The organism is Nonomuraea sp. NPDC004702, assembly GCF_053601695.1.
The window spans coordinates 320021-345671 of record NZ_JBSGCE010000002.1 but is presented as its reverse complement, the minus strand read 5'-3'; the positions used below and the strand labels follow the sequence as shown (position 1 = coordinate 345671).

Sequence of the window (25651 nt, the reverse complement as noted above, 5' to 3'; positions counted from 1 at the left end):
GGGAGCGGGATGGACGACGGGCTCGGCGCGGGGCTGGGGAGCGAGCGGGACCGGTGCGCGCGGGATCCGTGCCCCTGGCCGCCGGGGCCGTTCACGACCGGGGACGCCAGGTGGTTCTTCGGGCGCGAGCGGGTCGTGTCCGAGCTGGTGGGGCTGCTGGGGGAGCCGCGCGCCGCCCATCCCGTGGTGCTGGCCGGGGCGGCGGGGTCGGGCAAGACGTCGGTGCTGGCCGCCGGGCTGGTGCCGGCCGTCCTGGCGGGTTCGCCGGCGGGGGCGACGGAGCGGGGTCGCGCCGGGGTGTTGTGGCGTACGCCCGGCTCGCCGGTCCGGGGCGGGGGGCGGCCGGTGGAGGAGTGCGCGCTGCTGGTGGTCGACCGGTTCGAGGAGCTGTTCACGGCTCGGGCGGGGTCCGGGGGCAAGGCGTACGTCGAGGAGCTGTGCGCACTCGCGGCGGGCGGGCTGCCGGTGGTGATCGGGATGCGGGCCGGCTGCTACGAGCGGTGCCTGGGGTTTCCGCCGCTGGTCGAGGCGCTGCGGACGCGATCGCTGCCGCTCGGCCCGATGACCGGCGACGAGCTGCGCCGCGCGATCACCGAACCGGCCCGGGTCGCCGGGCTGTCCCTGGAGCCGGGGCTGACCGAGACGATCCTGCACGACCTGGGCGTCCGCGACGACGCCCCGGCGGCGGCCGACGCGCTGCCGCGCCTGTCCCACGCGATGCGCGCCACCTGGCATCGCCGCGACGGCGACACACTCACCCACGCCGCCTACCGGCAAGCCACCGCGCCACCCCTCCCCCCCGGCCCCGCGCCCGCTTCCCCCTCCCCCGACCGGGAGAAACCCGCTCCCTTCTCCCCTGACCGGGAGAAACCCGCTCTCCCCTCCCCCGACCGGGAGAAAACCGCTCTGCTCTCCCTCGGCCGGAAGAAACCCTCTCCCCCCTCCCCTGACCGGCAGGAGTCCCCTCCTCTCGGGGGGCCTGTTGGGCCCTCTCCTGGGCCGGAGGCGGCGGCTTCCTCCTCTGTCGGGGGGCCCGCGGCACTCTCCTCAGGCTCCGGTGGGGGCGGCAAGGGGTGCCCGGTCGGGCGGAGGGTGCGGGGGCTGGTCGTGGCGCTGGTGGTGCTGGTGGTGGTCGCCGGGGCGGGCGCGGGGCTGGCGTGGCAGAAGAGCGGCCGGGCGAGCGCCGCCCGCGTCACCGCGCTCGCCGAGCGGGCCGCCGTCCAGGCGCGGGCGCTGCGGGCCACGGACCCGGCGCTGGCGATGCAGGTGGCGGTGGCCGCCCAGGGCCTGGCCGACACCCCGGGCACCCGCGGCACGCTGCTCGACACCGCCGAGCCGTACGCCACCCGCCTGCGCTCGGCCGGCGACCGGCTGCGGGCGATCGCCTACAGCCAGGACCACGCCCTGCTCGCGACCGGCGCCGACAACGGCGTGGTCGAGCTGTGGGACGCCACCGACTCGCGCCGCCGCACCCCGCTGGCCACCCTGCCGCGGGCCGCCGGGCCGGTCGGCGCGCTCGCCTTCCGGCCGTCCGGCGGGGACCGCGTCCTGCTGGCGGCCACCGGGCAAGGCGTCGAGGTGTGGAACGTCGTGGACCCCGCCCGCCCCCGGCACGTCGCCGCCCTGCCCGGCGCGGCGACGGCGGCGTTCACGCCGGACGGCCGCACGGTGCTGGCCGCCGCCGCGCACGGCGTCCGGCGCTGGCGGCTCGCCGGCCGTCCGGTCGCCCTGCCCCCGGTGCGCGCCTCCGCCCCGGTCACCCGCTTCGCCGTCGGCGACGACACGGTGGTGACCGGCCACGACGACGGCAGCGTGCGCCTGTGGGACCCGGCGCGGCCCGCCTCCCCCGCGGACACGATCGCGACCGGCCTCCAGGACGGCCCCGCCGCGCTCGCGATCAGCCCCGACGGCGGCGCGCTGGCCTGGTCGGCGCCCGCCCGCGGCACCTGGCTCTGCCTCCTGCGCGCCCGCCGCTGCGACCGGCCCGTCCGGTACGGCGACCCCGCCGGCGCCCTGGCCTTCAGCCCGGACGGCACCGTCCTGGCCGCCGCCGGCGACGACCGCGCGGTGCGGCTGTGGAGCGTCGCGACCCGCGCGGAGGTCACCTCGTTCCCGCACCCCGACCGCGTGCTCGGCCTCGCCTTCACCGCCGACGGCCAGGCGCTGGCCACCGGGTCGGCGGCCGGCGCCTTCTACCAGTGGCGCCATCCGGTGCGCGTGCCCGACCCGGTGACCGGGCTGGTCCTGAGCCGGGACCGGACGCTCATGGCCACGACCGGCGCGCGCGGCGGCGCGCTGTGGGACGTCCGCGATCCCCGCCACCGCGTGCTGCTGTCACGCTGGAACGTTCCATCAGCCGCCGCTCCGGTGCTGAGCGGCGACGGCCGCCGCCTGGCCACCGTCGAGCGCGGCGTGGCCGTGACCGTGTGGGACATCCGCGACCCCTACCGCCCGGCCCGGCACGTCCGGCTGCCGGTGCGCGGCCTCGCGGTCGCCGCGCTCAGCCCCGACGGACGCGTCCTGGCCACCGGCGACCACGGCGGCCGGCTGCTGCTCTGGGACGTCACCGGCCCGCCGCGCCGCCTGGCCGCCCGCGACGGCTTCGGCGACGTCGGCGCGCTCGACTTCAGCCCCGGCGGCGGCCTGCTGGCCAGCGGCGGCGCCGACCGCGGCGTACGGCTGTGGGACGTGCGCCGCCGCGCCCTCGACCAGGTCGCCCACCACGAGGAGCACGCCGACGCCGTGGCCGGCGTGCGCTTCGGCCCGAAGGGCGACGTGCTGGTCAGCACCGGCCACGACCGGACCGCCCGCGTCTGGAGGGTCGCCGATCCGGGCCGCGCCCCCCGTCCGGCGGTCCTGCGCGGGCACGGCGGGACCGTCCTGGTCGCCGGGTTCAGCCCCGACGGCGCCGCCCTGGCCACCACGGACGCCTCCCGCACCACCCGCCTGTGGGACCTGCGCTCCCGCCGGCCGATCGCCGAACTGTCCCACCCCGACCTCGGGACCGTCCTGTACGCCGACGACCACACCCTCGTCTCGGCCGCCGGGCACGATCTGCGGTTGTGGGACCTGCGGCCGGAGTCGGTGGCCGCGCGCGTCTGCGAGGCCGCCGGGATGCCGCTCACCCGGGCCGAGTGGCGGCGCTACTTCGACGACCTGCCCTACCGTCCGCCCTGCTCGTGACCCCCGGCAGGGCGCTGACAGAGATCTGGCAGCGGTACCTGGCACGGTCCCCCCATGACGGACAAGACGGACGTGCTCATCGTCGGCGCCGGGCCCACCGGCCTCACCCTCGCCGTGGAGCTGGCCCGGCGCGGGATCGCCCACCGCGTCGTCGAGCGGGCATCGGCGCCCTCGGCGGGCTCGAAGGGCAAGGGCCTCCAGCCGCGCACGCTGGAGATCTTCGACGACCTCGGGATCGTCGACCGGGTCCTGGCCGGGACGACGCCCTACCCGCCGATCCGGGTCAGGATCGGGCGGCTGCCGGTCTACCAGGGCCGCATGCACCGGCCGGCGGCGGCGAGCGAGCAGGTGCCGTACCCGACGGTGCGCATGCACCCGCAGTGGCGCACCGAGGCGCTGCTGCGGGAACGGCTGGCCGAGCTGGGCGGCGCGGTCGAGCACGGCGCCGAGCTGACCGGCTTCGAGCAGGACGCGGACGGCGTGACGGCCCGGCTCGGCACCGGGACGACGCTGCGGGCCCGCTACCTGGTCGCCGCCGACGGCGGCAGGAGCACGGTGCGCAAGGCGCTCGGCATCGGGTTCACCGGCCAGACCCGCGAGGAGGAGCGCATGGTCCTCGGGGACGTGCGCGTCGAGGGGCTGGACCGCGAGCACATCCACGCCTGGGTGCGGCCGGGCAGGGGGATGGTCGCCCTCCATCCCATGGCCGGCACCGACGCCTTCCAGTTCATGGCACCGCTCAGGCCGGGCGCGACGCCGGACCTGACCCTGGCCGGCTTCCAGCGGCTCTTCGCCGAACGCTCGATGCTGCGCGCGGCCCGCGTCACCGAGTTGCTGTGGTCCTCGCTCTACCGGGTCAACATCCGGCTGGCCGACGCCTACCGCGCCGGACGCGTGCTGCTGGCCGGGGACGCCGCCCACGTGCACTCCCCGGCGGGCGGCCAGGGGCTCAACACCGGCGTCCAGGACGCCTACAACCTGGGCTGGAAGCTGGCCCGCGCGCTGACCGGCGGGCCGGCGTTGCTGCTGGACACCTACGAGGAGGAGCGCCGCCCGATCGCCGCCCGCGTGCTCGGCCTCAGCACGGACCTGCACGACCGGAAGTCGTACAAGCGGGACGAGGAGACCTACCAGCTCCGGGTCGGCTACCGGGGCGGCTCGCTGGCCCGCGCGGGCGGCGAGCGGATGCCCGACGGGCCGCTGCGGCTGGCCGACGGCTCCCGGGCGCGCCTGTTCGACCTGCTGCGCGGCCCGCACTTCACGCTGCTGTCGCCGGACCCAGCGCCCCGCGTGCCGGGCGGCCCGCAGGTGGTGGCGTACGCGCCGGCCGAGCCGTACGGCGGGGCGCGGCACACGCTCGTGCGCCCGGACGGCCACGTCGGGATCGCCACGGACTCCGCCGCCGAGCTGGCCCACTACCTGACCCTGGTGTGAGGCCCCCTTTGTAGTGGACCTGTAGTGGCTCTCTTGCGCCCCCGCACATCCTTGGATCTCAGCGGGCGCCACCCGTGCGCCCCGAGCAACCAGGGAGATCCTCATGGTCAAGACCGCTCGCCGTTACGCCAAGTACGCCGTCAGCGCCCTGTCCACCGCCATCTTCGTGCTGAACGGCTGATCACCCTCGCGTGCACCCCCGGGGGACCGCGTCTCCCGGGGGGCCACCCCCCACACGAGCGGAAGGACGAGGCGTGTTCGGCACCGCGGTACGCCAGCTCGGTTATGCCTGGTCGATGATGTCGGGCCGCAGGTTCCGCCTGCGGGACGTAAACGCGCTGGCCGACGACATGCGCGTGACCCTGGAGACGTTCGGGTCCCCGGGCGAGGGCGCCGACGACATGCTCGCGGGCAGCGACCCCGAGCTCCAGGAGGACCTGACCCGGCGGCGGCTGCGGCGCACGATCCGCCACGCGGCCGCCGAGAGCCCCTACTACCGGCGCTGGTTCGAGACGAACGGCGTGGACCCCGGCTCGATCACGCCCGCGACGCTCTCCACGATCCCGCCCACGTCCAAGGCCGACCTGCGCGGCATGCCCGCCGCGTTCGTCTCCGACCGCGCCCGCCCGGTCGTGCTCGCGCACACGACGGGGACGACCGGGACGCCGACCATGGTGTGGTTCTCGGCGTACGAGATCGAGCTGATGTCCTCGATGTCGGCGCTGGCGCTCATGCTCGCCGGCAACCTGCGCTCCGCCGACCTGTGGGCCAACGCGATCAGCTCGCGGTCCATCGCCCAGATCCTCACCGAGCGGGCCGTCACGCGGACCGGGGCCGCGTTCGTGCACCTGGGCGCCGTCGATCCGGCCGTCGCGCTCGACCGGCTGGCCACCCCGATGCACGTGCCGGGCAAACACCCGCAGATCACCCAGCTCAACGTGACCGCCTCCTACCTGGCGGCCCTGGTCCAGGAGGCCGAGCGGGGCGGCTGGCAGGCCGGCGACTTCGGCCTGAGCACGATCTGGTCCGGCGGCGAGGTGCTGACCGACGCGCTGCGCGTGCGCGCGGAGCACACGTTCGGCGCGCAGGTCCGCGACGGCTACTCCATGACCGAGATCGCGCCCGTGGGCGGCCGGGTCTGCGCCGACGGCCACCTGCACCTGCCGGCCGACCAGGGGCTGGTCGAGATCCTCGACCCCGTCACCCTGCGGCCCGCCGAGCCGGGGGCCGTCGGCACCATCGTGGTCACCCCGTACTCCACCTACCGCGACACCACCCTGCTGCTCCGGTACGTCACCGGCGACCTGGTCAGGGTCCTGCGCGCGGACGAGCAGCCGTCGTGCGCGCTGGCCGCGCTGCCCGCGACCTCGCGCGTGCTCGGGCGGGTGTCGCCCGGCGGGCTCACCACGCGCGACGTCCTGGACGTGCTGCAGGCAGAGCACGCGCTGCCGCTGCCCACCCGCTGGTCGCTGGAGGGCTCCCTGCTGTACGTCGTGGCCGGCAAGTCCGACGCGGGCCTGCTCGGCCGCCTGGAGGAGCGGGCGCACGGGCTGCCCCTGGACGGCATCGTCCTGGTGGAGACCGCCGACGACCTGCCCACCCCCTGCCGGCTCCGCGCCGACCTGCTGGAGCTCAGCTTCGAGCGAGGACTGTGATGACCCCGTACGTGCCGGCGCTGTACGCGCTCGTCGCCCTGACCGTCGCGCTGACCGCTGCCTACCTGGGCCGCTACGTCATGGCCAGGCCGCCGGTCGGCCGGATGGTGGGGTCCGACATCGCGGTCATGGTCGCCGCGCTGGTGGTGATGCCGTTCGCGTACCTGCACCTGCCGACCGGCGTCGTGGTGTCGGTCTTCGGGCTGGTGGTGCTGACGCTGGGGCAGCTCACGCTCGCGCCCGTGCTGGGCGGCCGGTGGGCGACGGCGGCGGTGCTGCTGCTGTGCGCCGCCGACATCGCCGTCCACCTCGCCGGATGGCCGGCGGGGGTGCTGGTGGTAAACGACGTCCTGCTGATGCTGCTCGTCGTCGGGGCGGTGAACCTGTGGGTGCAGGCGGCGGTCACGCCCGGCCAGGTGGCCGCGCTGGCGGTGGCGCTCACCGGCTACGACACGCTGGCCACCGGGCTGTCCTCGCTGACCCTCGACTTCGTGCAGCGCATGCAGGGGCTGCCGTTCGCTCCCGTGCTGGCCACCTCCTACGGCGAGAACCCGTCACTGATCGGCCTCGGGGACTGCCTGATGTTGTCGCTCTGGCCGGCGGTGGCGGTCCGGGCGTACGGGAAGGCGGCCGCCTGGTGGGCGGCGGGGCTGGAGGCGGTGCTGCTGGCGGTCTCCATCGCCGTCGTGCTGGGCGGCGGGCGGCCGATCCCGCTGCTGACCGCGCTCGGCCCGCTGATCCTCGTCCAGTGGCTGTACTGGCGGCGGTGGTCGGCCCGGCGCACGCCCGCGCCGGTCCGGCCCGCGGTGAACCGGGCGCTGGACGTCCCGGCCGGCGCGCAGGAGGGGGTGTGGGCCGCGCTGGACGACGGCGGCGCGCTCGTCGGCGCGGGCGCCACCCCGGGCCAGGCCCGCCGCGAGGCCCGGCTGGCAGGCGCGACCGGCACCCCGGTCGTGCGGTGGCTCCAGGACTGAGCCGGAAGCGGCGCCCCGTCACTACTTGTCGCGGGGGTGGTCCTTCAGGTAGGCGGCGACCTGGCGGCCCTCCGGGGTGTCGCCGAACAGGGGCAGGGCGTGCCGCCAGGCCGTGGCCGCCTCCTCGTGCCGTCCGAGGCGGGCGTGGGCCCGGCCCATCTCCGTGAGCGTGCGGGCCCGCCACACCTGCGGGCCGTCGCGGCCGAGCCGGTCCAGCGCGGCGGCCAGGTGCCGCAGCGCCTCGCGCGGGTCGCCCTGGCGCAGCCGGACGACGCCGAGTGCGTGCCCGCTCAGCGCCTCGCCCAGGACGTCGCCGCACTCCACGAACAGCCGCAGGCTCGCCGCCAGCGTCTCGGCCGCCTCCTCGAACCGGCCGAGCGCGCCCAGCGCCTCGCCGAGCCTGCGCAGCACCTTGCTCATCTCGACCCGGTCGCCGACGGCCTGGGCGGTCAGCAGGCTCTCGCGGTAGCACGCGACCGCCTCGGCCGTCTCGCCCGCCTGGTAGCAGGCGGTGCCGAGGGCGCGCAGCAGGTTGCCGCGGGTGCCGTGGTCCTCCTCGCCGGTCTCCGCCAGCCGGGCACGCGCGATCTTGACGGCCTGCTCGTGCTCGCCGCGTTCGATGTGGATCCAGATCGGCCACGTCCAGGCGTAGGCCAGGCCGGCGGCGTCGTCGTGCGCGGCCAGCAGCTCGATCGCCGCGTACGCGTCGGCCAGCGCCTCGTCCAGCCGGCCCGAGCCGTGGCGGTCGGCGGCCCGGCTGATCAGCGCGTACGCGGCCCCGTGCGGGTCGCCGACCCGCACGAAGGCGGCCAGCAGCTCCCCGCACGCCGCGTCGGCGGCCGGGTAGCGGCCCCGCTCGATGTCCATGTTGACCAGCAGCAGCCTGGACCGCAGGGCCGTGCGCTCGTCGCCCGCCGCGGTGGCCGCCGCGATCACCGCGTGCTGGACGCGCTCGGCGTCGGCCAGGAAACGTTCCATCGTCAGGTAGCCGGTCAGGTGGTGGGCCAGCTCCGCGGCGGTGGCGACCTGCCCCAGCTCGGCGGCGGTGGTGACGGCGAGCACCAGCGTGCGCCGCTCGGCCGACAACCACACCGTGCCGGCGGGCGTGTCGGCGGTCGGGCCGGAAGTCGGGCCGGAAGTCGGGTCGGCGGGCGTGCTGGAAGTCGGGTCGGCGGGCGTGCCGGGGCCGGGTTCTCCGCGTTCGTAGGGCGGGGACAGTGGAATGGGCAGGCCGCGGGCGGCGGCCCTGGTCCTGCGGAGGCTTTCCAGCGCGAGCCGGGTCAGCGCGGCATGCCGCTGCCCGGCGGGCTCCTCCGCCTCGGCGCGTTCCCTGGCGTAGACGCGCAGCAGGTCGTGCAGCCGGTAGCGGGGCTGACCGGCGGCGTCGATCTCGGTGGAGGTGAGCATGCCGCGCGCGACCAGCGTCTCCAGGACGGCGTCGGCCTCCCGCGCGGGCAGGCCGAGCAGGGCGGCGGTGGTCCACTCGGCGACGCTGTCCAGCCCGGCCAGCCCGAGCAGGCGGAAGGCGTGCCTGGCCCACTCCGGCAGCGCCGCGTAGCCGGGCTCGAACGTCGCCCGGACGTCGAGGCCGCCGACGACCAGCTCGTCCAGGTCGTGGCCGGCCAGGCGGGTGGCCAGCTCGCGTACCGGCCAGACCGGGCGGATGGCCAGGCGGGCGCCGGCGACCCTGAGCGCCAGCGGCAGCCGGCCGCAGGAACGCAGGATCTCCTCGGCGGCGTCCGGCGCGGCGCCGATCCGGTCGCGGCCGGCCACGCGTTCGAGCAGCAGCCGGGCGTCCCGCTCGCCGGGCAGGTCGAGCCGGATCCGGACGGCGCCCTCCAGCGCGGGCAGCGGCGAGCGGGAGGTCACCAGGACCGCGCCGCGCGGCGTGCCCGGCAGCAGGTGGCGGAGCTGCGCCTCGTCCACGGCGTCGTCGAGGACGACCAGCACCGCCTGGTCGGCCAGCCGCTGGCGGAGCAGCCCGGCGCGCTCCTCGGCCGAGGCGGGGATCATGGCGCCGTCCAGGCCGAGGGAGCGCAGCAGCACGTCGAGCAGCTCGCCGGGGTCGCGCGGGCCGCGGGCGTCCTGGCCGAGCCGGACGAAGAGCTGGCCGCCCGGGTAGTCGGCGCGCAGCAGGTGGGCCAGGTGCACGGCGAGCGTGGTCTTGCCGATGCCGGGCAGGCCCGACAGGATCGCGATCGGCGGGCTGAGCCGGTCCGGCCGCGCCCGTAACAGCGGCAGCAGCTCGGCGATCTCCGGCTCCCGGCCGACGAAGTCGGCGGTGTCGGCGGGAAGCTGGCACAACGCCTGTAGCGGGACGGCCGCCCCGGGCCACTGGTCGGCCGGCCCGGCCGCCGGGAAGCGCGGATCGGCCGCCGCGGTCGTCCCCGGCGGCCGGTCGAGGTCGGGATCGCCGGCCAGCAGCGCGGCGTGCAGGCGGCGCAGCTCGGGGCCGGGTTCCAGGCCCAGCTCGGCGACCAGCAGCTCGCGGGCCTCGCGGAAGGCCTCCAGCGCCTCGTCCCGCCGCCCGCCGCGGTGCAGGGCGATCACGAGCTGCTCCCACAGCCGCTCGCGCAGCGGGTGGGCGGCGATGAGGGCGCGCAGCTCGGCGACGAGGTCGTCCTGCCGGAGGGCGAGCCGGGCGTCGATCCACTCCGACCTGGCGACCGCGAGGCGTTCCTCCAGTTCGAGGAGCCGGGGGGCCATCGCGCCGGTGAGCGGCACGTCCTCGGCGGGCGCGCCGCGCCACAGGGCGACGGCCTCGGCGTAGGCGCGCTCGGCCGCGGCCAGGTCGCCCGCCGCCCGCTCCCGCCGGGCCAGCCTCAGCGTGTCCTCGAACACCAGCAGGTCCAGGCTGCCCGGCGGGACCTCGCAGACGTAGCCCGAGCCCTCGGTGCGCACCAGCAGGCCGCCGCCCGCCAGGGACCGCCGGAGCTGGTGGACGTAGGTCTGGATGTTGGCCAGGGCCGAGCGCGGCGGATCGTCCCAGACGGCGGAGATCAGGCGCTCCCTGGAGACGGTCGCGTTCGGGTGGAGCAGCAGGACGCCGAGCACGGCCCGCTGCTTGCGGCTCAGGTGCACCCGCCCGCCGGGGCCGTTGACCCGGATCGTGCCGAGGATCGCGAAGTCCACCGTGCCTCCCTCGTGGCCGGACCGAAAGATCGGCTTTCCGGACGGCAGTACATCCCCCGCGACGGCGTTTTGACAATCCCGGGTGAGGGACCCTGACCTGATCCGGCGCGGTCAGCCGCAGACGGGCCGGTAGGGCAGCGTGGGCACGTACGTCCGCCATTCCCGCTCGGTCAGCGCCCGCCCGGCGCGCGCGCAGACCGTCTTCGCCACCAGCTCGGCGGCGGCCGGGACGCGCCCGACGGTCCCGCCGGCGTCCACCGTCAGGACGTGCGAGCCGTCGGGGGCGAAGGCGATCGACAGCAGCTCGCCCTCGTCGCGGTCGAGTCCGCCGCCCGGGTCGGCGGACAGGCCGAGGTCGCCGCCCGTCCTGGGGTCGATCAGGCGGACGCGGCCCTGCCCCGCGTTGACCGCGACGAGGTCCTCGACCGGCGAGTACGCCGGCGTGCCGAGGAAGGAGAAGCCCTCGGTCCCCTCGGTCAGCCGCCGGCCGCCCGCGTCCCACGTGCTCAGCCGGCCGCGCGAGTCGAACACGACCAGCCCGTCCCCCGCGTGGGTGAAACGCACCCAGGAGCCCAGGACGTCCTTGCCGAAGACGCTGAACGGCGGGCCCGCGACCCGGCCGTCGGCCGCCCGCAACACGCGCACGTCCAGGCCGGTCACCGCCAGCCGTCCGCCGTCGGGCGCGAACGCCAGGTCCACGACCTGGCTCAGGGGCGTGCTCCACAGACGGCGGCGCGACCGCCAGTCCCACAGCTCGACCGCGTCCTCGCCGGTTCCCGGACCGTCGAGCACGAGCGCGAGCCGGGCGCCGTCCGGGCTGAAGCGGACGAGCTCGGGCTGCGACCGCCCGGCACCGGCGGTGAACCCGCCCGCGGGCTGCCTGGTCGCGGCGTCCAGGACGCTGACGTCGTGGCCGGACAGCAGCGCGAGGCTCCGGCCGTCGCGGCTGAAGGCGAGCGCGTGCGCGGTGGGCAGGCGGCCGGACGTCGCGCCCCCGACCTGGCGGAGCGCGCCGTCCACGACGAGGTGCAGCCCGTCCTCGGCGAGGTCGGCCCGTTCGTACGACGGGCCCTCGACCGGCTCGTTCACCAGGTCGGCGACGTCCACGGCGAACACCTGGTCGCCGACGAGGTAGCGGAAGGTCGTGCCGTCGAAGGCGGCGGCCGGGCGGGTTCCGGCGTCCACGTCCCCGCGCACCGGGACGGCGCTCAGCAGGTGGCTGTCGGGCAGCCGCCAGAACTGGACGGTGGCGTCGGTGACGGTGGCCAGCAGCCGGCCCGTGTGGTCGAAGACGGGATCGCCCTTGTTCCAGGCGCCTTCCCTGCCCTCGCCGACCTCCTCGGTCCAGCCTTCCTCCGTCTGTCTCAGGGTCAGGGTCCCGTCGCCGGATGTGGCCAGCCACCGGCCGTCGGGGCTCAGCGTGCCGCGCCGGGCGGCGGGGTCGGTGACGTCCCACTGCTCGCTGTCGTCCGGCTTGACGATCACCTTGCGGCCCTCGTGCCGGCGGACGGCGTCCTGCCAGCCCTCGACCAGGTCCCTGAGCCGGTGGACCGGCCAGTCGCCGACCGGGCGGCCGGTGCCGGCGTCCCAGGCGCGGGCGCGGCGCCCGGTGGCGGCGACCAGCGTGCGGCCCGAGGGGGACAGCCCGATGTCGGACACCCGCTCACGGCCGAGGCCCAGGCCGGAGATCAGCGTGACGCGCCGGCCCGTGCGCACGTCCCAGAGCCGCGCCTGGTCCTGGCCGACGCTGAGCAGCGTGCGGCCGTCGGCGCCCAGCGCCCGCAGGGTGCTGCGGGCGGCGGCCGGATCGCGGAACATGCCGCGCTCGCGCTGCGCGAGCGCGGCGGTCAGCGCCGCCCTGGCCTGCGGCGTGGGCCGCAGCCGCCAGGCGGCCACGGCGAGCAGCCCGGCGAGCACCGGATCGCTGCGCCTGGTCGCCTCGGCGCGCGCGGCCAGGCGCGTGGACTCCGACGTCGTCAGCCGGTCCTGGAGCTCGTCGGCGCGGGCGGCGGCGAGCCTGCTCTGCTGGACGGCCACGCCGCCCGCGACCAGCGCGACGACCAGCAGCCCCGCCAGGCTCAACGTCAGCAGCCGGGCGCGGCGGGCCCGGCGTTTGGCCAGCCGCGCCGACGACTCCAGGAAGTCGCGCTCGGCCTGGGACAGCCTGATGTCGCGGCGGGCGGTCGCCGCCCAGCTCAGGGCCTCCTCCAGCATCGTGCCGTGGAACAGGCCGCCGTCCCTGCGGCCGCCGTCGTCCCAGCGCCGGACCGCGGCCAGGATCGGGCCGTGGACGGCCAGCCCCTCCCTGTTGGCCTCGATCCAGCGGCGCAGCCGCGGCCAGGCGTGCGGCAGGGCCGGACGGGCCAGCCAGACCTCGTGGCCGTCGCGGCCCAGCAGGTACGCGAACACCTCCAGGATCCTGGTGACCGCCGGGATCTCGGCCGCCGATCGTCCGGCCACCAGCTCGTCCAGGGCGGCCTTCCGGGTGGCCAGCTCGCCCATGCCGTCCACGGTGAACAGGCGCAGGAACACCTCGGGCGCCAGCTCCCGCTCCGCGGGGGACAGCAGGGTGTAGGAGTCCTCGGCCAGCGTGCCGAGCGCCGGGTCGGCGACCGTCCCGGCGACGTGGGCGGCCTGTCGGCCGCGTTCGAGCAGCCGCGCGGTGTCGAGCCCGCCGTCCCCGCTGACCAGCGCGAGCAGCAGCTGGCGGGCCTCGGGACGCCGGCCGGGCTCCTTGCTCAGCGCCGCCGACACCAGCGGGCGCAGCGAGTCGGGCAGCGCGGCCAGGTCAGGCGTGGCCGACAACACCCGGTGCATCACCCCGCCCAGGCTCTCGGCCTCGAACGGGTCGGCGCCGGTGGCCGCGTACAGCACGACGCAGCCCCAGGCGAACACGTCCGCGGGCGCGCCGGCCCGCTGGCCGCCGAACACCTCGGGCGCCATGTACGTCGGCGTGCCGGTCACCAGGCCGGTCGCGGTCAGCGACATCTCGGCGGTGCGCGCGATGCCGAAGTCGATGACCCGCGGGCCGTCCGGGCCGAGCAGCACGTTGTCCGGTTTGAGGTCGCGGTGCACCACGCCGGCCTCGTGGATGGCGGTGAGCGCCGTCGCCACCGCCGTGGCCAGGCGGTGCAGGTCGCCGCCGAGGAAGCGGCGTCCGGCGGCGACCGCCTGGCGCAGGCTCGGCCCGGCGACGTACTCGCTGACGATGTGGGGGCGCGGACCGTCCAGTTCGGCGGCGAGCACGCGGGCGGTGCAGAACGAGGCGACCCGCCGCGCCGCCTCGGCCTCCCTGGCCAGCCGTCCGGCCTCGTCGCCGTGCAGCACCTTGATCGCCACCCGGGCGCCGTCCTCGGCGTAGGCCTCGTAGACGACGCCCTGACCGCCGGCGCCCAGCCGTCCGGCGAGCCAGTAGCCGCCCAGGCGTTGCGGGTCGTCGGCGGTCAACGCGTTCACGGCTGGTTGGATGCGATGATCGCCGGCAAAGTTGTGGTCATTTTGCCGGATTTATCGGTGCTTGACATTCCAGCGGCGTCAGGATCTAGGATCGCCGCCGTGCTCATGACCTTGACGCTCAGCGCGGCGCTCGTTCTGACCGGAACGCCCGCGCAGGCCACCAAACCCGTGTCGTTCCAGGGGTTCACCATCCAGATACCGGTCTCCTGGAAGGTGAAGAAGGACGCGATCGGCGGGCTCGACGTGGTCACCGGGGCCTGCTCCAAGCGGGCGACGGAGTGCCCCGGCTTCTCCCTCGGCGGGCCGCGGGCCATCGCCTACGCCTCCGAGGGCGGCACGTACCGGCCGGGTGAGCCGTACCACCCCAGCAGCGGGGTCGTGGAGTGCGTCCCGGACCGGCGCTACCTGGAGGGCGTGCCGCCCGTCCGGCCGTCCCGCGCCGCGACCGTGCAGGTGGGGGCGGGGCACCAGGCCCGCTTCACCGAGTGGAGACTGGGCTGCCAGACGAGGACCAGCAAGCCGGTCCCGGTGTCCTTCACCCAGCGCATCTGGTATCTGCGCAAGGAGAAGGTGCTGGTCGTCGACCAGTGGAAGACCCCCGGGCTGGGGAACATCCTGGCCAAGGCCGTCTGGAAGTGACCGGGTTGCCCGCGCGCCGTGCGGGCAGGAGATCGTCATGCGCAGCAAGCGGCTCTCCACCGTGGAGGAGCAGACGTACGCGGTGGTCCTCGACCCAGGTGACGAGGTGGTCGAGAGCCTGACGGCGTGGGCCGCCGACAACGGCGTCCGCGCCGCCCGGCTGACCGGCATCGGCGGGTTCCGGCAGGTCACGCTGGGCTTCTTCGACCCGGAGGCGCTCCGCTACGACCCGATCCCGGTCGACCGCCAGACCGAGGTGCTCTCCCTGATCGGCGACTTCGCCATGCCCGACGACGACGTGCGGCCCACCCTGCACGCCCATGCGGTCGTGGGCCTGCCCGACGGCACGACCCGCGGCGGTCACCTGCTGGCCGGCGAGGTGTGGCCGACGCTGGAGGTGATCGTCACGCAGTCCCCCAGCTACCTGCGGCGCCGCCACGACCCCGCCACCGGCCTGGCCCTCATCGACCTGCGCTGACCCCACGGCCTGCGCCGCCGCCGGCCTCTCCCCCTGCGCTGCCGCTGACCCTGCGCTGCCGCTGACCCCTCGGCCTGCGCCGCTCCCGCCCGGTCGCCGGCCCGGCCCGCTCCCGCCCGGTCGCCGGGCGGCGGCGGTCACTCGAAGTCGTCCGGGTTCAGTTCCTTCATGTGCTCGAAGCGCTCGCGTTCCTCGTCGTAGTCTTCCTCGCCTGCGGGGCCTTCGAGGTCGGCCGCGGGCGTCTCTTCGTCCTCGGGCTCTTTGCGTCGCATGCTCATCCCCCTCCCGGCGGACCGGGCACGGGGCTCCCCCGCGCCCATCGCTCCGGCTACCCCTCTGACCTGCGGGCAAACGATCGCGGACGCCGGATGTTGACCGGCTCTTGTGCGGGCTCGTGGGGGCGCTTGGCGCGCCGAAGGGGAGGTTTCCGGGCGATTGTTCCGACTATCTGAGGAGATGTACGTGCCCACCAAACGCTCCGCCAAGCCGACCCGGTCGAAGCCCGACAGCCAGCCGTGGCTGCACGTGAACGGCGTGGAGATCCAGGAGTACGGCACCGTGCGGATGTTCCCGCTCGGCCTCTCCCGCGACGCGCGCGAGTACTCCTGCCAGCGCCTCAACCAGATCCTGGCCGACACCCAGATCCTCTACAGCCTGTACAAGAAGCACCACTGGCTGATGCGCGGCCCGACCTTCTACCAGCTCCACCTGCTGCTGGACAAGCACGCCTCGGAGCAGATCGCGCTGGTGGACGAGATGGCCGAGCGCGTGCAGACCCTCGGCGGCGTCGCGGTGGGCGACCCTCGGCACGTGGCCGAGATCACCGTGATCCCGCGCCCGCCGAACGGCTGCGAGGAGGTGCCCGCCATGCTCTCGCGCCTGATCGAGGCGCACGAGACCATCCTCGTGGCCGCCCACGACGCGGCCGCCCGGGCGCAGGAGATGGGCGACGACGGCACCAACGACCTGCTGGTCTCCGACGTCATCAGGACGAACGAGCTCCAGACCTGGTTCCTGATCGAGCACCTGGTGGACACCCCGCTGGTGGAGAAGCCGGACAGCTGACCGGCCACCCGATGTCCGGTAAGCCGGAAATCGACGCCAGGTGAAGGAAATGTCTGGATTTAGGCGGACATCGCACACCGGACGTAACGGTTCATACCGGGCGCAGTAAGGCGCCGCATCGAGCCCGCACCGCCGGGTACGGAGGAATCGCGGGCCTTCGGGGCCGCCGGCGACCCGCCAGAGCGCGCCGCCACGAAGGCGTGCCTCACCAGCGGGACGCCCTCTGACCAGGGCCGACCCCGACCGGGCCGCCCTGACGGGGGCTACTTCTGACCGGGAGCGACGGAGAACGACATGACCCAACCGCTGACCTCACCGCCCGCCCCCGCCCACGGCGTCGCGGGACGGGAGCGGCGGCCATGAGCCTGTCGGACCGCGAACGCCGCATCCTGGCCGAGATCGAGCAGGATCTGCGCTGGCAGGACCGCGACTTCGCCTGCCGCATCGACGCGCTCAACGCCAAACCGGCCCGCCGCCGCCGCTGCCCGGTGACCCGCAGGGAGATGGCGTTCATCCTGGTCATCGTGGTCGCGATGACGCTGCTGTCGGCGGTCGTGTTCGTGGCGGCGGGCCGTCCGCGCACCCCGCCCGCGCCGCGCCCCACGCGCGAGGTGGTGACCACCTCGCCCCAGGTCACCCATCCATGACCGCCGGCCGCCCGCTCAGGACGGCGGCGGGGCGACCGAGGCGCGGGTGACCAGGCGCGAGCGCAGCGTGTGCACGCCGTGCCGCGGCTCGGCCCCGTCGAGCACGTCGAGCAGCACCTCGGCGGCCTTCGCGCCGAGCTGGTGGACCGGCTGCTCGATCATCGTCAGCGGCGGGTCCATGACGGCCGCCCAGGCGCTGTCGTCGAAGCCGATGAGCGAGATGTCGGCCGGGTAGGACAGCCCGGCGGCGCGCACGGCCCGCAGCGCCCCGGTCACGGCGTCGGTCTCGGTGCAGAACAGGGCGGTGGTGCGGTCGGGCAGCGCCAGCATGCGGGCCACCTCCTGGGTGGCCCACTCCTCGGTCTTCGGGCCGGTCATGACCAGCTCGGGATCGAAGGGGATGCGGGCGTCGTCGAGCGCGTCGAGGTAGCCGCGCAGGCGCTCGCCGTCGGTCCACACGTTGCGGGCCTTCTCCAGCAGCGCCCGCCTGGTCACGGGCGGGTCGACCGAGGACGGCCCCCACACGAACCCGATGCGCCGGTGGCCGGCCGCGATCATCACCTCGACCGCCTCGCGGGCCGCGCCGCGGTTGTCGATGACGACCGTGTCGAGGTCGAGCGGCGCGACCGCGCGGTCGACCAGCACGATCGGGATGCCCCGGCCCATGGCCGCCCTGATGTGCTTGACCTCGTCGCGCCCCACGGCCGCCGAGGCGATGATGACGCCGTCGACCCGCTTGTCGATGAGCACGTCGGTGGCCGCCACCTCCTCGTCGAGCCGCTCGTACGTGCTCAGCACGATCGTGTCGAACCCGCGGGCGCGCGAGGCGTCGGAGATGCCGCGCATGACGCCCGCGAAGAACGGGTTGCCGATGTCGGCCAGGATCACGCCGAGCGTGTGGCTGACCCCGGTGGACATGCTGCGGGCCAGGGCGTTGGTGCGGTAGCCGAGCTTCTCGGCCGCCGCCAGCACCCGTTCGCGCAGCTCCGGGCTGACATAGCCGTAGCCGCCGAGGGTGCGGGCCGCGGTGGCGCGGCCGACGCCGGCCTCGGCGGCCACCTCCGAGATCGTCGGCCGGCCCGACTGGCTCCGGTCGGCTGCCATCGAACGGGTTCCTCGTTTCTGGGGGGTCGCGGGCACGCCCATGCTAGCCGCGCGGGGCGGGCCTGCCGAAGCCGAAGGCGCCTTCGACGAAGCACTGGTCGTAGGCGGTCTCCGCGCCGGCCAGCAGCGCCCGCAGGACCGCCCCGCGGCCGGGCGCGGCACCCTTGCGCCAGCCGTCGCGCAGCAGGGAGACGGCGAACCCGGCCAGGAACGCGTCCCCGCAGCCCATGGTGTCGACGATCTTGCCCGGGTCCTCGACCAGCCGGGCGGGGGCGGCGACCAGGTCGTGGCCGTCGTAGGCCATCGCGCCGTCCACGCCCCTGGTGCCGAGGGCCAGGCGGGCGCCGCTCGCCACGGCGCGGGCCAGCAGGTCGCGGGTGCCCGCCGCGTCCAGGTGGGAGCAGGACAGGAGCACCAGGTCGGCGTGCGGGCAGACGCGGTCCAGGTAGGCGGGGGCGCGGTAGTCGTCCTCGCTGGACAGGTCGAAGCTGACCAGGGGCGGCAGACCGGCCAGCCCGGGCAGCTCGTCCTCGCTGCCGGAGTAGACGCTGGAGTGCACCAGGTCGAACGAGCCGGCGTAGGCGAGCAGGTCGCCGGTCAGCGTCAGCGGCTCCCGCACGGTGACGCCGCCGCCGTTCCAGCCCAGGAAGACCCGGTCGCCGTCGTCCACGCGCAGCCGCGACACGCCGCTCTCGCCGGGACGCACCACGCAGCGGTCGACCGCGACGCCCTGCGCGGCGACGGCCTCGCGCAGGAAGCCGCCGAGGTCGTCGTCGCCGAAGACCCCGAGGTAGGCGGCCTCGACGCCGAGGCGGCCCGCGTAGACGGCGACGTTCACGCTGTTGCCGCCCGGATAGTCGATGCCCCGATCGACGAACCGGTCGACGATGTTGTCGCCGAAGCCGAGGACTCTCATGTTTCTCCTGTGCCGAGGGGGTTCGGGATGGGCAGGCCGGGGCCGCTCCCGTCCCGGCGGGCGGGAGCGGGAGCGGGGGTGGCGGCGGCCTAGTAGTCCATGACCCGGTAGTAGCGGCGCAGGTCGAGCGAGTGGTCGCGGACGCGTTCCAGGTGCTTGCTGACCCGGCCCAGCACCGTGTCGAGCACGAGCGGCGCGAGCAGGCCGCGGAACTCGGGGCTGATGCCGTCGAGCGGGTAGTCGCGGGTGTCGAAGACGGTGACGTCCTTGGAGATGCGCCGGGCGAAGGCTTCGGCGCGGTCGGTGAGCGGGCGCGTCTCGTCCTCGCCCTGGAAGATCAGCACGCTCGTGTCCTCCTCCAGCAGCTCCAGCGAGCCGTGGAAGAACTCGGCGCTGTGCACCCTGGTGGTGCGCAGCCACTGCATCTCCTCAAGGATGCACATCGAGTACAGGTAGGTGAATCCCCACAGGTTCCCGCCGCCAATGAGGAAGTGGTAGTCGGTGTCCTTGTGGGCCTCGGCGAACGCGGCGGCCACCGGCTCGGCCTGCCGGGCGACCTCCAGCATCACGCCGGGCAGCCCGGCCAGCTCGCCGGCCAGCTTCTCGTAGCCCTCGAACTCGCCGCGGCGGGACAGCAGGCGGCCCATGAACAGCAACATCTGCTGGTCGAACGGCCACGCCTTCGGCTCCGACACCAGCACGGCGTCCACGGCCTTGGCGATCGGCGAGTCGGGGTAGCCGGTGAAACCGACCGTGTAGGCGCCCTTGTCCTTGACGTACTCGATCGCGCGCAGGCTGTCCTCGGTGGTGCCGGAGACCGAGGTGAAGATCGCGACCGTGCGCTCGCCGAGCCGGGCGTCGCCCGAGACGACCAGCTCGGCCGCGATCGCGGCGCGCACGTCGAGCGTCGAGCTGCGCCTGGCCAGGTGCTCGTAGGGCCACATCTGGGCGTACGTGCCGCCGGCGCCGACGAGCAGGAGGGTGTCGAACCCCTGGTCCACGAGCCGATCGACGAGCTCCTCGATCTGGGGGCGCAGGGCCACGGTGCTGGCCAGCTGCGACAGGAATTCCGGCTCGTTGAATCCGAGCATCTTCGCGTCCTTTCGGGAAAGCTTGCGGGCCGGCGGCGTCCAGCGGCCTGATACCGGTATCACGCGGAGGTCACGCTGACACAGGATCCGGCCGCGCGTCAACACCCCACCTGCGAGAACCCGCTTCTTGCTGCTGTTTCGTCGCAGGAAAAAGCCCACAGGCAGGCGCTCGGAAAGAAAATCTTGCTTCGCGGTCTGGTACCGGTATCAGTTCATCTGTACAGTCAGCCAACACCCCCACCGCGGACCGGCAGGTCCCCCTCTCCCTCCGAGAGAAAGGAAGCCCATGCGCCCTCGCGCAATGACGTCGTTCGCGGCGCTCCTCGGGACGCTCGCCCTGGCCGGCTGTTCCGGCGGCGGCGACGGAGCGGCCACGGCCCCCGCCGCCGACCTGTCCGCCACGCCCGACTTCTCCGGCACGCTGAGCATCCTCACCAAGTTCGCCGGCGAGCCGCTGCAGCCGTACTTCGAGGACCTGGCCGCGGCGTACCAGAAGCAGCACCCGGGCGTGAAGGTCGAGCTCATCCAGGAGACCGACCAGAGCATCAAGGACAAGACCAAGACGCTGACCGCCTCCGACGCGCTGCCCGACGTCTTCTTCACCTGGAGCGGCAACTGGGCGGAGAACTTCGTGCGCGGCGGGCGGGCCGCCGACCTGAGCAAGGTGATCGGCCCGGACACCGAGTGGGGCAGGACGTTCAGCCCCGGCTCGCTGTCGGCCTTCGCCTACGACGGCAAGTACTACGGCATCCCGCTGTACGGCAACGGCAAGTTCATGGGCTACAACAAGACCGCCTTCGACAAGGCCGGCGTCAAGGTGCCCGGCACGTTCGAGGAGCTGGTCGGGAGCTGCGCGGCGCTGCGCAAGGCGGGCTACGAGCCGATCGCCTTCGGCAACAAGGACGGCTGGCCCGCCCTGCACTACCTCCAGCAGCTCTTCGCCTACGACGTGCCGGCCGACGTCCTGCAGGCCGACTTCACCCCGAAGACGGCCAAGCTCGACAACCCGGGTTACGTGACCGCGCTCAACCGGTTCAAGACCCTGGTCGACACCTGCACCGACACCGGCAAGGGCACCAACGGCGTGCTCTACAGCTCGGCGCAGCAGGCCTTCCACGACGGCAAGGCGGCCATGTACTACCAGGAGGTCCTGGAGTTCGACAACGCCACCGACAAGAACGGCCTCAAGCCGGACGACTTCGGCATCTTCCAGCTCCCCGCCTCCCAGAACGCGGCCGGCGACCCCAAGACCATCGAGGGCGCTCCCGAGGGTTACCTGATCAACGCCAGGTCGCCGCGGGCCGCGCTGGCCGTCGACTTCATGAAGTTCGTGACCTCCACGCAGAACGCCAAGACCCTGTCGGCGCCCCCGTACGGGCAGCCCAGCACGGTCGTCGGCGCGGTCAGCCCCGAGACCTCCAGCAAGGCCGTCTACGAGGGCATGGAGCAGGTCAACAAGGCGCCGCGGCTGGCCGCGTGGCTCGACACCGTCACCGTGCCCGAGGTCGCCGACGCCTGGCTGGCCGGCGGCGAGGCGCTGATCAGCGGCGGCTCGACCCCCGACAAGGTGCTGGCGAGCGTCCGCGAGGCGTCGGAGTCGGCGAAGTAGGCCGGGCGGCCGGAGGGAGAGCATGCCGGTGCGTGCCATACGTCAACGGGCGCTCGGCCTGGCGTGGGTGGCTCCCGCGCTCGCGCTGGTCGTGGTGTTCGTCTACCTGCCGCTGGTGCAGAACTTCCAGTTCAGCACCCTCAAATGGGACATCTACCGCGGCACCCAGGAGTACGTCGGGCTCGACAACTACCGCAAGCTGATCGACGACCCGGTCTTCTGGTCCTCGCTGGGCAACAACGTCCTGTACGCGGTGGTCTCGATCGTCTTCCAGGTGTTCGGCGCGCTGCTGCTGGCCGCGCTGATCGAGGGCGTCCGCAGTGAGCGGTGGCAGCGCGGCCTGCGGGCGGTGTACTTCATCCCGTCGGCGATCTCGATGACCGTCGCCGGCCTGCTCTTCTACTTCATCTACGAGCCCAACCTGGGCCCGCTCAACCACCTGCTCAGGGCGATCGGCCTGGACGGCCTGGCCCAGGCGTGGCTGGGCCAGGAGAGCACCGCCATGTCGGCGATCATCGCGATGAGCCAGTGGCAGGGCTTCGGCTACTCGACGCTGCTGTTCGCGGTCGCGATCCAGCGCATCCCGCGCGAGATCTACGGCGCCGCCGCCATCGACGGCACCGGCCCGGTCCGGCGGTTCTTCCACGTGACCGTGCCGCTCGTGCGGGAGATGACCGGGCTGATGATGATGGTCACCGTCTCGGGCGCCTTCCAGGTGTTCAACGAGGTCATGGTGATGACCAGCGGCGGCCCCGACAACTCCAGCCAGGTCCTGGGCACCTGGCTCTACCGCAGCGGCTTCGTGCGCAACAACTTCGGCTACGCCGCCGCCATCGCGACGGTGATCTTCGTCATCACGCTCGGCATCGCCGTGGGACAGATGTGGGTCACCCGTAAGAGAAGGGTGGAATGGTGAGTCGCCGCGGCTTCCTCGGCGTGATCGCGCGCGTGTTCCTCTGGGCGTTCCTGCTCTGCCTCGCGGTGGTCGTGCTCTATCCCCTGCTGTGGATGGTGCTCAACGGGTTCAAGTCCAACAGCGAGCTGTTCGGCAACCCGTTCGCGCTGCCGTCGAGCTGGAGCTTCGAGAGCTACCAGAAGGCGTGGAACCGGGGGGTGAGCGACTACCTGACGACGAGCGTGCTGGTCACGCTCACCTCCACGGTCGCCACCGTGTTCGTCAGCGCGTGGGCGGCCTACGGGCTGACCCGGGTGGACATCCCGTTCAACCGGTTCGTCACGATGGCCATCCTGGGCGGGCTCATGCTCGCGCCGACCGTGGCGCTCGTGCCGCTGGTCAAGATGTTCCAGGCCATGGGGTTGTACAACAGCTTCTGGGCGCTGCTGATCCTCTACACCGCGTTCCGGATCCCGTTCACGACGTTCCTCATCAGGGCGTACATGATCGACCTGCCGCGCGAGGTGGACGAGGCCGCCGAGATGGACGGGTGCGGCCGCTGGACCGCGTTCTGGCGGATCATCCTGCCGATGTGCAAGCCGATCCTCACCTCGACCGTGCTGCTGCACATCCTGTTCGCCTGGAACGAGTACCTGTTCGCGATGGTCTTCACCAGCGGCGCCGGCGTGCAGACGCTGCCGGTCGGCCTGACCGGCCTGATGAGCAAGCACGGCACGGACTTCCCCGTCGTCTTCGCCGGGATGGTGATCGCGGCGCTGCCCGTGGTGCTGCTGTTCTTCCTCGGCCAGCGCTACATCGTCAAGGGCCTCGCCGACGGGGTCGGGAAGTGAGTCTGATGTCGTTGTCACTGCGGCAGGTCACCGGTTCGAACTTCGCCTACCAGCACCTGCCCTTCGACCGTTTCCTCGACGACGCGGCCGCGCTCGGGCGCGAGCACCTGGAGCTGTGGGGCGTCGCGCCGCAGCTGCACGTGCCGTGGCTGAGCGACGCCGAGGCGCGGGCGATCCGCCGGCGCGCCGCCGGGCGGGGGCTCACCGTCCGCTGCCTGACGCCCGAGCAGGTGGCCTACCCCGTCAACCTGGCCTCGCCGGACAGCCGGCTGCGGGCCGCGAGCGTGGCGATGTTCCGCCGGGCCGCCGAACTGGCCGCCGAGCTGGGGGCCGAGCTGCTGCTGCTGACCCCGGGCCGGGGCTTCGAGGACGAGCCGGTCGCCGCCGCCTGGCGGCGCTCGGCCGACGCGATCGGCGAGATCTGCGCCTACGCCGGCACGCTCGGCGTGTCGTGCGTGCTGGAGGCGTTGCAGCGGGTGGAGTCCAACCTGGTCAACGACGCGCCCACGCTGGCCCGCATGATCGGCGAGGTGGGCGCCCCGAACCTGGGCGCGGTGCTGGACACCGTGGCCATGGCGGCGGCCGGGGAGGGCGTGGACGACTACTTCGACGCCCTCGGCGACCGGGTCAGGCACGTGCACCTGATCGACGGCTCCCCCACCGGGCACCTGGCCTGGGGCGACGGCGAGCTGCCGCTCACGGAGTACCTGGCCGCGCTGGACCGCAGGGGCTACCAGGGGGCGATGACGTTCGAGCTGTTCGGGGCCGGGAACTACGCCTTCGACCCGCGTCCCGTGGTGGAGCGCTGCCTGGCCTCCGTACAGGCAGCGCTCCCGGGAGCCTCATAGCCCGCCGACGGCACCGGGCATGACCAGTCCCCTGCCCTGGCCGGGGTACTTGGCCACCGGCCTGGACCTGCCGGTGCGGACGTCCACCGCGTAGGCCCGGGTGTCCTTCCCGGCCTCGACGGCGAGCGTGACCTCCGACCGGCTCTGCCAGATCGTGGCGTCGTGGATGCCCGCCCCCGTCGGCAGGCCCTTCACGGAGACCTTCCGCAGGGTGCGGCCGGTCCTGGTGTCGAGCACGGTGAGCCTGCGGGTGACGTACTCGGGCTGGGCCTTCTTGCCGGGCGGGAACTCGAAGGCGACCACCGTGCGGCCGTCCGGGGCGAGCTCGCTGAACATGATGAAGACGCCGTCGAAGCGCACCGGCCGGCCGCCGCCGGTGACCGGCATGAACAGCAGGTCGGTCTTGCGGTAGCGGACCAGCTCGGCGACGCCGTCCTTGATGGCGACCGGCTCGTACACGCCGGGGACGGACACCGTCCCGCCGGTCCGCACGTCGATCAGCAGGCCGGGGTCCTTGGTGCCCTCGCGCGGGTCGAACGCCAGGTGGCGGCCGTCGTCGGAGACCACCAGCATGGAGCCCGTGCCGAGACGTTCCTCCGCCACCTTCGCGGCGGAGACCGTCTCCGCGCCGGTCACCATGTCCCGGACGACGTGCGCCCCCGCGTCTTCGTCGTAGTAGGCGAACATGCGCCCGTCGCGGCTGAGGGCGACGGGCACGCGGTCGTTCCTGGCGGTCCTCGCGAGCGCCTGGGGCACCCGGTACGTCCTGCCGTCGGCGGTGACCACCCGCCATTCGCCGTCCAGGCAGCCGGGCGGCGCGCTGTTCCCCTTGGGAGGCAGGCAGCTCTGCCGGTAGGCGTGGCTGAGCGTCCCCACCTTCCCCTCGGGCAGGACGGGCACGGCCGCGGCCGCGGCCTGCGGCGCGGCGGCGGGCACCCGTCGCGGCCCGGCCACCAGCACGGTCGCCGTCACCCCGGCCAGCACCGCGATCGTCGCGGCGGCCGCCAGCGTCGCCGAGGCGCGGCGTCTGCGCCGGTACCCCGCCACCGCGAGGTCGGCCAGGTTCACCGGGGGCGCCTCCTCGGCGATGCCGTTCAGCGCGTCACGCAGTCTGGTCATCGGGCCACCTCCTGAGGGGTTCGCGAGTCCACGAGGTCGGGGGCCAGCGCGCGCAGGCGCGCCAGCGCGTGATGGGTCTGGCTCTTCACCGTGCCGACCGCGCAGCCGAGCGCGTCGGCGGTCTGGGCCTCGGTGAGGTCCTCCCAGAAGCGCAGGACGATCACCGCGCGCTGCTTGCGCGTCAGCTTGTCCAGCGCCTGGCGCAGCACGATCCGGTCGAGCGCGTCGTCGTCGTAGGTGACCGCGCGCTCGGGCGGGTCGGCGCTGGGCAGCTCGGGGTTCGGCCGGCGTCGCCACGAGATGTACTGGTTGACCAGCGCCTTACGCGTGTACGCCTCCGGGTTGCCGTCCCGCGCCAGCTTGTGCCAGTGCCGGACGACCTTGACCAGCACGCTCTGGAGCAGGTCCTCGGCCTGGTGAGGGTCGCCCACGAGCAGGTAGGCGGTCCGCATCAGCGCCTGTTGCCGGGCGATGACGAACTCGCGGAAGCCGTCGTGAGCGTCCAATGTGGTGATCTCCCTTCGCCCGTTCCCAACGCGGCCGGCCGGGCGGAGG

20 protein-coding genes are annotated in these 25651 nt (G+C 74.2%); 12 read left to right on the top strand and 8 right to left on the bottom strand.

Annotation, left to right across the window (positions count from 1 at the left end; all coding sequences use genetic code 11):
- Positions 1 to 9 precede the first annotated feature (9 nt).
- The 4 genes from ACWEJ6_RS04155 (at position 10) to ACWEJ6_RS04140 (ending at position 7246) form a co-directional block, all read left to right on the top strand.
- Positions 10 to 3183, top strand: coding sequence for an nSTAND1 domain-containing NTPase (locus ACWEJ6_RS04155; protein ID WP_452421099.1), 3174 nt, complete (start codon positions 10 to 12; stop codon positions 3181 to 3183).
- A 54-nt stretch (positions 3184 to 3237) separates the two neighbouring features.
- Positions 3238 to 4617, top strand: coding sequence for an FAD-dependent monooxygenase (locus ACWEJ6_RS04150; protein WP_452421097.1), 1380 nt, complete (start codon positions 3238 to 3240; stop codon positions 4615 to 4617).
- Between the two features lie 254 nt (positions 4618 to 4871).
- A complete protein-coding gene (locus ACWEJ6_RS04145) occupies positions 4872 to 6272 on the top strand; it encodes a phenylacetate--CoA ligase family protein (protein ID WP_452421095.1) in 1401 nt (466 codons plus the stop codon).
- A complete protein-coding gene (locus ACWEJ6_RS04140; protein WP_452421093.1) occupies positions 6272 to 7246 on the top strand; it encodes a hypothetical protein in 975 nt (324 codons plus the stop codon). The genes ACWEJ6_RS04145 and ACWEJ6_RS04140 overlap by 1 nt, the downstream gene beginning before the upstream one ends.
- Before the next feature lie 21 nt (positions 7247 to 7267).
- Here ACWEJ6_RS04140 and ACWEJ6_RS04135 read toward each other — a convergent pair whose 3' ends face one another.
- Both ACWEJ6_RS04135 and ACWEJ6_RS04130 read right to left on the bottom strand, forming a co-directional pair.
- Entirely contained in the window at positions 7268 to 10378 is a 3111-nt protein-coding gene (locus ACWEJ6_RS04135) for an AfsR/SARP family transcriptional regulator (RefSeq protein ID WP_452421091.1), read from the bottom strand.
- 111 nt (positions 10379 to 10489) lie between these two features.
- Positions 10490 to 13834: a protein kinase domain-containing protein gene (locus ACWEJ6_RS04130; RefSeq protein WP_452421089.1), complete on the bottom strand. Its 3345-nt coding sequence runs from the start codon at positions 13832 to 13834 to the stop codon at positions 10490 to 10492.
- 99 nt (positions 13835 to 13933) lie between these two features.
- Between ACWEJ6_RS04130 and ACWEJ6_RS04125 the strand changes: the two genes are divergently transcribed.
- Positions 13934 to 14473: a hypothetical protein gene (locus ACWEJ6_RS04125; RefSeq protein ID WP_452421087.1), complete on the top strand. Its 540-nt coding sequence runs from the start codon at positions 13934 to 13936 to the stop codon at positions 14471 to 14473.
- Between the two features lie 37 nt (positions 14474 to 14510).
- Entirely contained in the window at positions 14511 to 14951 is a 441-nt protein-coding gene (locus tag ACWEJ6_RS04120) for a PPC domain-containing DNA-binding protein (protein WP_452421085.1), read from the top strand.
- 137 nt (positions 14952 to 15088) lie between these two features.
- Here the strand turns inward: ACWEJ6_RS04120 and ACWEJ6_RS04115 are convergent, their stop codons facing one another.
- A complete protein-coding gene (locus ACWEJ6_RS04115; protein WP_352349578.1) occupies positions 15089 to 15223 on the bottom strand; it encodes a hypothetical protein in 135 nt (44 codons plus the stop codon).
- 190 nt (positions 15224 to 15413) lie between these two features.
- Between ACWEJ6_RS04115 and ACWEJ6_RS04110 the strand changes: the two genes are divergently transcribed.
- On the top strand, positions 15414 to 16016 hold the full coding sequence (locus ACWEJ6_RS04110) for a Dps family protein (RefSeq protein ID WP_358283061.1): 603 nt from the start codon (positions 15414 to 15416) through the stop codon (positions 16014 to 16016).
- A 359-nt stretch (positions 16017 to 16375) separates the two neighbouring features.
- The gene (locus ACWEJ6_RS04105; protein WP_357970689.1) at positions 16376 to 16663 is read left to right on the top strand and encodes a DUF3040 domain-containing protein; all 288 of its coding nucleotides are present in this window, start codon (positions 16376 to 16378) and stop codon (positions 16661 to 16663) included.
- 15 nt (positions 16664 to 16678) lie between these two features.
- On the opposite strand, the gene ACWEJ6_RS04100 is transcribed toward ACWEJ6_RS04105, so the two are convergent.
- From ACWEJ6_RS04100 to ACWEJ6_RS04090, 3 genes are all read right to left on the bottom strand, one after another.
- The gene (locus ACWEJ6_RS04100; protein ID WP_452421082.1) at positions 16679 to 17767 is read right to left on the bottom strand and encodes a LacI family DNA-binding transcriptional regulator; all 1089 of its coding nucleotides are present in this window, start codon (positions 17765 to 17767) and stop codon (positions 16679 to 16681) included.
- A 43-nt stretch (positions 17768 to 17810) separates the two neighbouring features.
- Positions 17811 to 18683 (bottom strand): PfkB family carbohydrate kinase, encoded by an 873-nt coding sequence (locus ACWEJ6_RS04095; RefSeq protein WP_452421080.1) that lies wholly within the window; start codon positions 18681 to 18683, stop codon positions 17811 to 17813.
- 89 nt (positions 18684 to 18772) lie between these two features.
- Positions 18773 to 19774, bottom strand: a complete 1002-nt coding sequence (locus ACWEJ6_RS04090) for an SIS domain-containing protein (RefSeq protein WP_358283057.1) — start codon at positions 19772 to 19774, stop codon at positions 18773 to 18775.
- A 286-nt stretch (positions 19775 to 20060) separates the two neighbouring features.
- On the opposite strand from ACWEJ6_RS04090, the gene ACWEJ6_RS04085 reads away from it, so the two are divergent.
- From ACWEJ6_RS04085 to ACWEJ6_RS04070, 4 genes are read left to right on the top strand one after another with little or no spacing between them, the layout of a single operon-like run.
- Complete coding sequence (locus tag ACWEJ6_RS04085; RefSeq protein ID WP_452421078.1) at positions 20061 to 21383, top strand: ABC transporter substrate-binding protein; 1323 nt, start codon at positions 20061 to 20063, stop codon at positions 21381 to 21383.
- Positions 21384 to 21411: 28 nt separating this feature from the next.
- Complete coding sequence (locus ACWEJ6_RS04080) at positions 21412 to 22299, top strand: carbohydrate ABC transporter permease (RefSeq protein ID WP_358283053.1); 888 nt, start codon at positions 21412 to 21414, stop codon at positions 22297 to 22299.
- Entirely contained in the window at positions 22293 to 23129 is an 837-nt protein-coding gene (locus tag ACWEJ6_RS04075; protein ID WP_358283051.1) for a carbohydrate ABC transporter permease, read from the top strand. Before ACWEJ6_RS04080 ends, ACWEJ6_RS04075 begins: the two co-directional genes overlap by 7 nt.
- Before the next feature lie 5 nt (positions 23130 to 23134).
- Complete coding sequence (locus ACWEJ6_RS04070; RefSeq protein WP_452421075.1) at positions 23135 to 23977, top strand: TIM barrel protein; 843 nt, start codon at positions 23135 to 23137, stop codon at positions 23975 to 23977.
- Here the strand turns inward: ACWEJ6_RS04070 and ACWEJ6_RS04065 are convergent.
- On the bottom strand, positions 23972 to 25096 hold the full coding sequence (locus ACWEJ6_RS04065) for a hypothetical protein (RefSeq protein WP_452421073.1): 1125 nt from the start codon (positions 25094 to 25096) through the stop codon (positions 23972 to 23974). The two genes, ACWEJ6_RS04070 and ACWEJ6_RS04065, sit on opposite strands and share 6 nt — an antisense overlap.
- Positions 25093 to 25602, bottom strand: coding sequence for a SigE family RNA polymerase sigma factor (locus ACWEJ6_RS04060; RefSeq protein WP_452421071.1), 510 nt, complete (start codon positions 25600 to 25602; stop codon positions 25093 to 25095). The genes ACWEJ6_RS04065 and ACWEJ6_RS04060 overlap by 4 nt, the downstream gene beginning before the upstream one ends.
- Positions 25603 to 25651 lie beyond the last annotated feature (49 nt).